The sequence below is a fragment of the Scopulibacillus darangshiensis genome (assembly GCF_004341035.1).
Lineage (GTDB): Bacteria > Bacillota > Bacilli > Bacillales > Sporolactobacillaceae > Scopulibacillus > Scopulibacillus darangshiensis.
This window is the reverse complement of the sequence record NZ_SLXK01000073.1, coordinates 1-9,724: the sequence shown is the minus strand read 5'-3', so window position 1 is coordinate 9,724 and position 9,724 is coordinate 1. Positions and strand designations below refer to the sequence as shown.

General features: G+C 38.1%; 14 protein-coding genes. 2 read left to right on the top strand and 12 right to left on the bottom strand.

The window, feature by feature from the left end:
- Positions 1-568 precede the first annotated feature (568 nt).
- From EV207_RS22525 to mobV, 4 genes are all read right to left on the bottom strand, one after another.
- Complete coding sequence (locus tag EV207_RS22525) at positions 569-1,183, bottom strand: MarR family transcriptional regulator (RefSeq protein WP_132748639.1); 615 nt, start codon at positions 1,181-1,183, stop codon at positions 569-571.
- A 217-nt stretch (positions 1,184-1,400) separates the two neighbouring features.
- Complete coding sequence (locus EV207_RS22520) at positions 1,401-1,727, bottom strand: type II toxin-antitoxin system PemK/MazF family toxin (protein WP_132748637.1); 327 nt, start codon at positions 1,725-1,727, stop codon at positions 1,401-1,403.
- On the bottom strand, positions 1,727-1,993 hold the full coding sequence (locus tag EV207_RS22515) for an AbrB/MazE/SpoVT family DNA-binding domain-containing protein (protein WP_132748635.1): 267 nt from the start codon (positions 1,991-1,993) through the stop codon (positions 1,727-1,729). The genes EV207_RS22520 and EV207_RS22515 overlap by 1 nt, the downstream gene beginning before the upstream one ends.
- A gap of 66 nt (positions 1,994-2,059) precedes the next feature.
- Positions 2,060-3,229, bottom strand: coding sequence for a MobV family relaxase (mobV, locus tag EV207_RS23810; RefSeq protein WP_165887045.1), 1,170 nt, complete (start codon positions 3,227-3,229; stop codon positions 2,060-2,062).
- Between the two features lie 608 nt (positions 3,230-3,837).
- On the opposite strand from mobV, the gene EV207_RS22505 reads away from it, so the two are divergent.
- Positions 3,838-4,593, top strand: a complete 756-nt coding sequence (locus EV207_RS22505) for a hypothetical protein (protein WP_132748634.1) — start codon at positions 3,838-3,840, stop codon at positions 4,591-4,593.
- A gap of 66 nt (positions 4,594-4,659) precedes the next feature.
- Complete coding sequence (locus EV207_RS22500) at positions 4,660-4,905, top strand: hypothetical protein (protein WP_132748632.1); 246 nt, start codon at positions 4,660-4,662, stop codon at positions 4,903-4,905.
- 219 nt (positions 4,906-5,124) lie between these two features.
- On the opposite strand, the gene EV207_RS22495 is transcribed toward EV207_RS22500, so the two are convergent.
- The 8 genes from EV207_RS22495 to EV207_RS22460 all read right to left on the bottom strand — a co-directional run bounded on the left by EV207_RS22495 (position 5,125) and on the right by EV207_RS22460 (position 9,655).
- The gene (locus tag EV207_RS22495; RefSeq protein WP_132748630.1) at positions 5,125-5,493 is read right to left on the bottom strand and encodes a hypothetical protein; all 369 of its coding nucleotides are present in this window, start codon (positions 5,491-5,493) and stop codon (positions 5,125-5,127) included.
- A gap of 2 nt (positions 5,494-5,495) precedes the next feature.
- Entirely contained in the window at positions 5,496-5,702 is a 207-nt protein-coding gene (locus EV207_RS22490) for a helix-turn-helix transcriptional regulator (RefSeq protein WP_132748628.1), read from the bottom strand.
- Between the two features lie 238 nt (positions 5,703-5,940).
- Positions 5,941-6,204, bottom strand: a complete 264-nt coding sequence (locus tag EV207_RS22485) for a cytotoxin (RefSeq protein WP_132748627.1) — start codon at positions 6,202-6,204, stop codon at positions 5,941-5,943.
- Between the two features lie 2 nt (positions 6,205-6,206).
- The gene (locus tag EV207_RS22480) at positions 6,207-6,536 is read right to left on the bottom strand and encodes an AbrB/MazE/SpoVT family DNA-binding domain-containing protein (protein ID WP_243647210.1); all 330 of its coding nucleotides are present in this window, start codon (positions 6,534-6,536) and stop codon (positions 6,207-6,209) included.
- A gap of 531 nt (positions 6,537-7,067) precedes the next feature.
- Positions 7,068-7,577, bottom strand: coding sequence for a GNAT family N-acetyltransferase (locus EV207_RS22475; RefSeq protein WP_132748625.1), 510 nt, complete (start codon positions 7,575-7,577; stop codon positions 7,068-7,070).
- A 161-nt stretch (positions 7,578-7,738) separates the two neighbouring features.
- Positions 7,739-8,317: a GNAT family N-acetyltransferase gene (locus EV207_RS22470; protein WP_132748623.1), complete on the bottom strand. Its 579-nt coding sequence runs from the start codon at positions 8,315-8,317 to the stop codon at positions 7,739-7,741.
- Positions 8,318-8,493: 176 nt separating this feature from the next.
- On the bottom strand, positions 8,494-8,991 hold the full coding sequence (locus EV207_RS22465) for a hypothetical protein (protein ID WP_132748621.1): 498 nt from the start codon (positions 8,989-8,991) through the stop codon (positions 8,494-8,496).
- Positions 8,992-9,127: 136 nt separating this feature from the next.
- Positions 9,128-9,655 (bottom strand): hypothetical protein, encoded by a 528-nt coding sequence (locus EV207_RS22460; protein ID WP_132748619.1) that lies wholly within the window; start codon positions 9,653-9,655, stop codon positions 9,128-9,130.
- Positions 9,656-9,724: the final 69 nt, after the last annotated feature.

Here is a 9,724-nt window from a genome sequence, read left to right as displayed (position 1 = left end):
GCCTGATCCACATTATATATATCCATCCGTACCCACCCCTAAATACAACATATGTTTTACTAATTCTATTATACAACTTATGTTGTATTAAAACAACCTCGTTTTGGGGCGTAAGGCTGGCTGGGGGTTTGGGGGTAAACCCCCAAGGTTCCTACATGTCATCTTTTATGGCTAAGGATAAACAATCTCGAGCAGAAACGCAGGCGGTTTTGGCGGTACACTAGAAAGAGCAAGCCGAATCCCCACTTTCTCGTTTTGGGTATGTTTCGGCTTGGCGACATGCCTACACCGCCAAAATTTCTCAAAACAAGGGGGAAAGGGTGGAGATTTTTCAGCGCTAGCGGTTTGAAAAATACGACCCGAACCTTGTTTTGAGAAAAGCCCTTATATAGAGAGTGAGAAGAGAGAGGTTTGTAAAAGTGTAAAAAAGTTTGATATATCAACGGTTATGGGATTTTTCGTCTGTGGTTAAATCCCCACACCTGTGTGGTTAAATTACCACGAACAAAAACACGAACACATATAAAAAACGCAGTTGTCAAATTTAACAACTGCGTTTTGATATTAATTAAAATAATTTATCGGGTAAATCTTTTAAAATAGGCATTTTCATTGCTCTAAAGAACATTACTTGAAGAGCCTCATTTACGTTATCCTTATCGCCTGCATAAATAATATGGGGATTTATGAAAATTGCATATGCCTTTGCATTATTCCCCTCCAAGCCTGATTCACCTTTAAATAAAAGACCTTTTTTCTTAAGTGAATTGACAATTTTACTTGTATTTGACCTATCAGTACCTAAAATACTAGCAATCTCTGAGATGTTCATAGGTAAAGGGTTTTTCGCTTCAATATCTTCTACAATACAGTTACTACTAAAAGCAATGAAAGACGTAATATCAATAAAAAAGCTTTTTTCTCTAGCAGTTAAATACTTTTTTTGTCTTAGAAACTCCCAATTATTCTGCAAGAATTGAGCAAACCTCACTTTCGATTGTGGCGATCGTTTGGTCCCTATGTAAAGTTCTTTTCCAGTAGCTTTGTTTAACAACTCCATAGCGTTTTCAATTTCTTCTTGAGGGATTCCTCCATGATCTAAAGTATATTGGAGTTTTTCCAAATCAAAATCTCTTTTTCTAGCTTTTTTTTCCGCTTGGTCAAGGCTTACAACTTTTTCCATAAAATAATTCGCTCCCTTGTGTGGAAGGAATTAACCCCTATGTGGTAGAATACACTTATAACAGTATAAATAAGGGGCTAACGCCCTTGTTTGATACGAGAGAACCGCCTTGCCCACCAAAGCTAGGGCGGTTTTTCTCGTTATTCCTAATTTCGACATTATCATAAAAAAACCTTTTATATAAGCCTTTAATCAATCAATCTCATTTCAAATTACTTTACAAAAACGTATGTATTTTATCCAAACATTCGGTAATCACTTCCTCGGGGGCATGGCCTTTCACCTGAAGGCTTCGAGTTGACCAATCTAAACTTTTGACTTGATCCGTTAAAATAACCCCTTGAAAAACCAAATCACTAGGTAATGCGATTTCAAAACCCCATCCCCTAGTGGTATTCGTAATCGGGCAGATAGCTATAAACCCTGTGACCGCATTAAATTCTTTTGGTGACAAAACAATACCCGGTCTACGACCCGCTTGTTCATGTCCCGACTGGGGATCAAAATCTAAATAGACAAGATCCCCTCGATCTGGTGCTGACATTAAAATAATTCCCTCCCTGCTCTACCAAAGTCAATTTCTTCATGACGATTTTCCGGCTTGCACTGTGATAATAATTCTTCCAATGTTGGCTTTTTCCTTTTTGGCTTTAACGTAATCCCTTGATTTTCCACCATCACTTCCATTTCAGAGCCTTGATGAATGGCAATTTCCTTCACAACACTACTCGGAATACGAATACCAAGGCTATTTCCCCACTTTTGAACCGTTGTTGTCACCTTCAACACTCCCTTATCTTTACTTGTCATTGTACCATCTCCATTCTATTTTGTATACCCATAGTATATACACTCTACTCGAAGATGATACACAAACTACCGCTCCATTCCCTGATCTCGATCACGATGTATCGCTTTTTCTTGCTGCTTCTCTTTTTTTGCCTGTAAAAAGTCCCTTGCCCCTTCCTTTTCCTGCTCATCAGCAAAACATTTCTCGGGGAGACGCCCTTCCAATTTACTCAAAACAAAGGCCTTACATATCCCCACCGTCCGGCTGAAATCCTTTACCCGATCTTTATAAACTTCTTTCAATTGGCTCAGAGTCTTTTTTAAAAAGCGATTTTCATGAGCCAAGGCTTTATTTTCCTGACCTAAATGCTGATTATCATCTTTTAATCTTGTATTTTCCTCTTTCGTCTCTTCTAAATCCCGTCTAAGGGCTCTATTTTCCCCTCTAAGCGATTCTGATAGCTTTGCCTGTGTTTTGATTCCTTCAAACTCAGAAAGCTCTAATTTGGCTGTTTTATGACCAAATAAGCCCCCTTCCTTAAATGCAACCTGATCGACTTTTTTCACATGATCCAAGGACTGTTTCAGATCGGTGAGATGTTCCCTTTTTTCCGCTAAAGAATGTTCCTTGTCACCAATCTCCTTTTCTAGTGTGGCGACCTTTTCCTTGAGCGTTTTCGCTTTCAGATCTTGGGTCGTTAGATGCTCCCGATCGGATCCTTTTTCACCCCGCTGCAGGTCAAAGCCAAGGTCCCTCATGTGTTTCGGAAAGTCCTCCTGGAGCGAACGCAACTCCTGACGATTAAACACATTCTTGCCTTGGAGCCTGCCATCACGCATGGGCACCACGCCTAAATGCATGTGAGGGGTCTTTTCGTCCATATGGACCGTCGCATACGCCATGTTTTGTTCGCCATAGCGTTCCGCAAACCATTGATGCGCTTCCTCAAAGTACCGTTTTTGCTCTTTGGGCTCCAGACGATCAAAGAAGTCCTTATCACTCGTAATCATAAACTCATTGACAAGAACCGCATCTTTTCGGGTTTTCCGAGTCCCAACCTTCTGCCGCTCAATGATTTCTTTAATCCGCTTGTTGTAATCAATCTTTTTCGAATTAACGAGATCATAATTCTCATGGCTTTTCATCGGATCAATATGAGGATTTGTTCGACTCTCACGTTCTCGTTGATTATGAAACTGAATGCCTTTTAACGCATGACCTTTCATTTTCTCCATTCGACAAATCGCATAACTCACTACCTAAACCCTCCCCACATCACAAAACCCAAATATCGTAACGCAACATTTGTTTTATTAACCCCCATCATATTAACGCCCAACCCTCTCAACGAAAGGATATAAATGGAAAAGGCGGAGGGGAATGAATCGGCAAAACTTCCATGAAAAGTATAGCACACTATACTTTTCTGCGAAAAACGTGTGCTCTGCGAGGCTTAGAGAGTCAAGACCTTGGGCTCCTCGCCCAACACCTCGCCAACGGCAGCCCGTTGGATCGCAATAAAAAACTCAACCTACCCAACCCTTCCGATCTCGGAAGGGCTCCCTCGCCGGTAGGCAGGAACAAACGAGGTTTGTTCAATGCCAACAGGGTTTTGGTTGGTAAACCTTGTCAACTCCTTAATGCTCCCTTCGGTCCGCTTACCGTTGACAAGGGGCTCTAATTAACATTTCTAATCAATTAATTGAAAAACACTACTAAAGAACCATATTTTGTTACATTTGAAACAAAACAAGTTCTTTACGACTATTTACTGTTTTAGGAATAGTGCTAATATTTATCTTGTCGCGCGTGATACATATATTATCATTAATGGTATTTGAGTGAAGGAGGAGGAAAAAACTTCATGTTAAAGAAAATTGGGGTCATTCTAGCAAGTCTTATTGTTGCTTTCTTTTTTATGTTTCAACCTTATTCACTAAACTTGAGTTCATCAAAAGCTGATGCTCAAACCAGTAATAGTGATACACCTGGGAAAGTGTATGAACATCAAGGGGAAGAGAAATTTAAAAATGATAAAGTTTTAAAACAATTGAAGAAACAAGTAAATAGCTGGTACAAAGGTGGAAAAACAAGTATTTATAAAAAGTCAGATTTCAACTGGAACGAAGCTGAAAAATATGACTATGTGTCTGGTAAAAACGGCCTTTCAGTTCCATTAAAAGCGAATAAAAAGTCAGACGATCAAAAAATCTTTATGTTTATTGGATACAATGATCAAACTAAGGAAATTGGCGATACTGTTATTATGGAATGGAAAACGAAAGATAACGGTGTTAATAATGAAATGACAATTAAAACGATGGATGGAAAAGCAATTGCAGGGTTAAAGGTAAATGCTAAGACAAAAGATGTTCAAAAGATTGAATATGGTAATAAAATAGAAAAGGCCACTGCTGGTATGATTCAAAAGGATACGGCACATGCAAGCTATTGGTCTGATGTTAAAGATTGTGTTAAGAACAATTGGAAGCATATGCCTTCATGGGCAAAGTGGGCATGCGGAGCCGGTTGCGGAAGTTGTATGTTTGGAACACTACCTGCATGTGGTGCTTGTGTTGGATGTGGCGGAGGATACCTTGCCGCTTGTCTCGTCCCTTAAAACGTTCATTTATCCTATTGGAAGATTATCACTCTTTAATTATGATTAAGTAAAGGAGTGAAAAAAGTGGCAATCTCAAAAAAACGATTAACTTATAATATCTCAATTATTATTATTGCTCTGATTGTAGCTACCTTTACTTATCCTTCTACAATTAGTATGTTTGCAATTGTTATTGCAACAATTGGTGTCTTCGTAACACTAGATAGAATTATAAAGGTAAAAAGTAATAAAACCCTATCTCGATCTGTAATAGGTATTTGTGCAGTTGCAGCCTTTGTTTTAGTATTTTATTTTACTTACACAGCTTAATAGTGGTTTTAAGGACTGTCTAAATAATGCAGGTGTATCATCATGGGCTATAGCAGGAATATCTATAGCTTGTGCAGCATTATGTGTAGGAACAGCAGGAGCAGGATGTGCACCTTGTATTTATGCCGCTGGCTCTGTTTACGGCGGTACTCTCGGTTATTGCGTTGGTCACAATATATAATTACAATAGGGCGTCTTAATTGACGCCCTTCTCCACTTTTAGTTTCTTCTTTCGGTTACAATTAAAGACACGCATAGTGTTGCTATAGACAAAGATGCAAAAGCCATAAATAAGGATTGAGTGTTAATCTCTTGATCAAGCCATGTTTTCAATCCGAAGGCTATAATTAAATATCCAATTATAAAAAAGAACGAGTAATTAACAGATTTAGAACGTATGAATTTCGCTCTTTCATCATCAGAAAGCCTCGGATTAATATAACCTACAGTAAACGCTAAAATACTAAATGCAAGAGTTATAAAAAACCATCCTAAAAGTCCTCCATTTAAAATTATATCTACCACTAATAAGAACGCTGAAACTAAAAGAAAGATAATGCCTATAACAGTATATTGCTTATATTTCATAATTAAATTCTCCCTTCATTATTTGGAATAAAAACGTCTTCGATTTTAACGTCAAAAGTAGACGCAATTTTAAAAGCAAGTAATAAAGAAGGGGTGTACTTTCCCTTTTCTATGGATATTATCGATTGCCTAGATACTTCTAATTTATTTGCTAATTCCTCTTGAGACCAATGAAATTTTTTCCTAAATTCCTTGAGTTTATTTTCCATTTATCCTCCTCCTTAATTAACATTATAAAGTAAAGTTCGCTTTACGTAAAGTCTACTTTACATACAGATCCCACACATTAAATCTTTGCTACCTTCAAGGCAACAGCAAACGCCTTAAGGTATTCTTAGACCTTCATCCCCATAATGCAACATAGGTTGTATTAAAAGCGAAATAAAAAGGACACAATATGTGCCCTACGTATTGGATCCCCGCTCCCGGTGAAATTCATCCCCCCTTTTATGGGTTTTTTAATGTCCGATCATGATGACCACAGTTCCTTAAAACGATGGTATCCGGCTTTTCAAAATGAAAGGTAATTCGGATATCCATGTTAGCACTTGCTTCAAATATGTAGTCCCAACCCTCCATCTTTTTGGTTCGGAGAGAAGGGTATCGGGGATCCTGGGCCAAAAAACCCAATGCCTTTTTTATAGCCTTTTGAGACACCACATCCAGCTCGGCAAAATTCTCGTCAAAACGTGCCGTCCGTCTAAAATCCACGACTATTTCTCCTTCGACAAGTCATCCAAAGCGGACAATGTTTCATCTAAATTCATAGGTGCAGACACACGGCCATCCCTTAGCTCTTGCTCGACTTCATTTTCTTCCTTTTGCCATTGCTCAGACCAAAACCAGGCTTGATCTCTTGGCACCTCAACGGTGGGGACAATGACAATTTTCCCATCTTCTAGACGACATTCCAGACGATCCCCTTCATGCAGCTGCAAAGCGTCCACAAAGTCTTTAGGAATCGTCACTTGAGACCGCTTTTTAAAGCGAATCGATTCATGTTGTGGCATATGAGCACCTCGTTCTACTGTTTTTACCATCATATGATGCCCCTTCTTAATTTGATTATACGATTTTCTGATTTTCTGATTCAATTTTATCATAAAAATATAGACAAAAACAACTTTCAAATTGTATCGGAAGTTCGAGTAATCCCGAGCAAATCCCAGAACGCGCTTTTCGATTATAAGGGGTCTGTTCCCCTTCTTTCCTGACCTGAAAAAAGCCCGAGATCGGCGAATATCGCTGAATTTGGGCTTTGGGGTGTGGGAGTGGTTCCTGTAAGAGGCGTTATGTTAACTGGCGTAGAAAACCGTTCATATACTTTGTTAAACTAAAGGTACAAATAAGTTATCAAATGTAGTAGAGTAAATAACAAAGAATTTTAAGTAAAGGATTTGTTATGCTATGGATGTACATCAGAATTTGATAATTATTATTACGGTAATAATAGTTGTCCTCACTGGCGGTGGTGTAGCCGCGTTTGCCGCATTCCTTGCCAATGATGATTAATTTAGTATGTCACTTCTCGCGGCTAAAGGTTTCTTCTGCTATCGCGCCCGATTGTTGAAAGATCAATTTATTTCAGTTATATCCTTCCAACCATAAGCTAGTTCGTTTAACCTCTTGCCCATTATTTCTATCCTAACGCCCTCTATTTCCCTTGCTCCAAGATGCTCATAAAATAGCCTTGATTTGTTTTTTTCCAATACCCATACTGTCATTGAAAAAATATTTTTTTCTTTTAAGTATTCTACGACAGGTTTAAGCAGTAATTTGCCTATTCCTTTTCCTTGGTATTCTTTTAGGATATAAATGGCATATAATTCACCTTTATAATCAGGGTATTTACCCGTTCTTTCTTTACCAGCATTGGAAAAGCCAACTATTTCACCTTTATTGTTTTCCGCAACAAATACAGCTTGTTTCGAAATAATATCTTTCCACTTTTTCTCTCTGCTTTCATAAGTCATTTGCTCCAAATACTCATCTGGAACAATGTTTTTATATGTCGTTTTCCAACTATCTACCTGTACTCTTGCAACACCTAAAGCGTCATTTGAATTAGCTTTTCTAAACTTCATGATACCCCCCAATTTAGAAAGTATTGTTTCGTTAAATGGCCCGATTATGGTATAAACAACCCCTTCATGATCGTTCTGATAACAATCCTTATGTTAACTGGAGCCAATCTTCGCGCCCGATTGCGGTAGATAGGTAAAATTTCAATGTAAGCAATAAGAGATCAAATTGGCGTCTTTGTACTTACCTTGCTTTTGTCAGAAATAAAAGTCATATGTTCATCAGAATCAAGTTTATGATAGTGTTGAAGGCCAATTCTTTCAGCCACCCTTATTGATGGTTTATTAGAAGGGCGAATTCGGGCTATAACAGACAAATTAGGTATATAATCTTTAGACATTTTAACAGCAACCCTAGCTAATTCCGTAGCATATCCGTGTCCCCATGCCTTTGGTGAAAACCTATAATAGAGATTCAACACGTCCATCCCTTTCCAGCGATCTTTACCAATCCCTCCAATTCCAATTACATCTAACGTAGTCGGGAGAACAACTACCCAATAGCCGTATCCATAATTCAGCCAATCATTTCTCCAACGATTTAATGATTCTTGGGCTTCCTCAAGATCTTTCATCGGCCCTGCTGGACGGTATTGATTTGTAGCTGGATCTCCTTCTATCGACAGTATGTAGGATAAGTCCTCTTGCTTTGGCATTCTAAGGAGTAAATTATCAGTTTTAATTTCTTTAAAGATTTCCTGAACAGAATGATTCATCTTTACCTCTTCCCTTTCATTGTTCAATTAAATAGCCCGATTCTGGTATAAGTAAGCTTTCATCATCAGTTCTGATAACGGCGATTATGTTAAGTGGATGATAGGATGGACACCGTCTATAGACCATATTTTGGTATTTAATGGAATGATAAAATTTTTATCCCTTAAATAATTTAATACAACATTTGATTTATAAATATTATCTATTTACCTAGCAGCTTAGCCAACCATCCCTTTTTATGATTAGAACGTCCTGCAGCTGTCTCCCTTAAAACATCTGTTAACTTTTGATCTCTTTCAACCATCTTCTGATCAATGTATTGTTGCTGTTTATCTAACCGATCAAGTAACATAGTCATCTGTTCATGGTGGTTTTCTTTAAGGTCCTCGATCTCATTCTTTAAGCTCTGAAAGGCTTCACCAACATTAACAGTCACCATCTGATCATCATTAGGCACAGTTATAGTCACAGGTGTACCCATACTTACCAGACCTTCTTCAACCTGTTCCGTACTTTTTCCCTTATCATAGAGCTTTCTGATCTTCTGTACAATCTCAATGGATTCTTGGGCGACTTGATAAGCTTTTCCCTTTTTCCTTATGTTCAGATGATGGCCATGATGGCGCATATATCTTCTAATCGTAGCATTTGGAATATGAGTTTGTTCTTCAATTTCTAACACTGTCAGCCATTTAGTCATATGATCATCACCCCTCTCACCGTATCCTCATGATCTTATTATTCTATATCTGTCAAGGGATTCCTGCGGTCATGGTTATGATTATAACCATTTAATCATCATGGAGGATTTCAGAATTGATACAACATATGGTGTTTTATTTATAAACCTTCTCTTGTCGTAAGTGCTCAATGACAGCAAATAGAATTTGATCTTTGGTTTCTGAAAAATTGTTGTCCATTTTAATCCTTTGGCCATCATAAAGGCATGCATCAAGTAAGTAGGGAATACGAGGGGTCATGTAACCACGTTTATTTTGACGGAGATTTTCCCAGACATCCCTTTCAAAAGCTTTAGACTGCCGATTTTGTTCAATACACGTTTTAACATCCGACTTTTTGATCTCAATGAAACCTTCAAAAATATTTTTTCTTACGATTTCCCACCACATGGCGGAGCGTATCGCTTCCGGATCCTTTCTTGGTTGAGGATCAACATCGGGTGTTCGTTCTCGAATAAAAACCCACAAATCAGCTTCCTTGATGTGCCATCCACCTTTTTTCGATTGCGGTGGGATCCCTTTTAAGATGCCATTTCTCAACCAACGGCGCACACTCTCTTTATGAGTCGTTAATTTATATTGCTTTAATAGCATAAAAGCCTGATCCACATTATATATATCCATCCGTACCCACCCCTAAATACAACATATGTTTTACTAATTCTATTATACAACTTATGTTGTATTAAAACA

Excerpts from the sequence above, each read along its gene's own strand:
- EV207_RS22515 (WP_132748635.1), bottom strand. The coding sequence starts at position 1,993 with ATGACAAGTAAAGATAAGGGAGTGTTGAAGGTGACAACAACGGTTCAA.
- EV207_RS22505 (WP_132748634.1), top strand. The coding sequence starts at position 3,838 with ATGTTAAAGAAAATTGGGGTCATTCTAGCAAGTCTTATTGTTGCTTTC.
- EV207_RS22495 (WP_132748630.1), bottom strand. The coding sequence starts at position 5,493 with ATGAAATATAAGCAATATACTGTTATAGGCATTATCTTTCTTTTAGTT.
- EV207_RS22460 (WP_132748619.1), bottom strand. The coding sequence starts at position 9,655 with ATGGATATATATAATGTGGATCAGGCTTTTATGCTATTAAAGCAATAT.
- EV207_RS22465 (WP_132748621.1), bottom strand. The coding sequence starts at position 8,991 with ATGACTAAATGGCTGACAGTGTTAGAAATTGAAGAACAAACTCATATT.
- EV207_RS22475 (WP_132748625.1), bottom strand. The coding sequence starts at position 7,577 with ATGAAGTTTAGAAAAGCTAATTCAAATGACGCTTTAGGTGTTGCAAGA.
- EV207_RS22525 (WP_132748639.1), bottom strand. The coding sequence starts at position 1,183 with ATGGAAAAAGTTGTAAGCCTTGACCAAGCGGAAAAAAAAGCTAGAAAA.
- EV207_RS22480 (WP_243647210.1), bottom strand. The coding sequence starts at position 6,536 with ATGATGGTAAAAACAGTAGAACGAGGTGCTCATATGCCACAACATGAA.
- EV207_RS22520 (WP_132748637.1), bottom strand. The coding sequence starts at position 1,727 with ATGTCAGCACCAGATCGAGGGGATCTTGTCTATTTAGATTTTGATCCC.
- EV207_RS22490 (WP_132748628.1), bottom strand. The coding sequence starts at position 5,702 with ATGGAAAATAAACTCAAGGAATTTAGGAAAAAATTTCATTGGTCTCAA.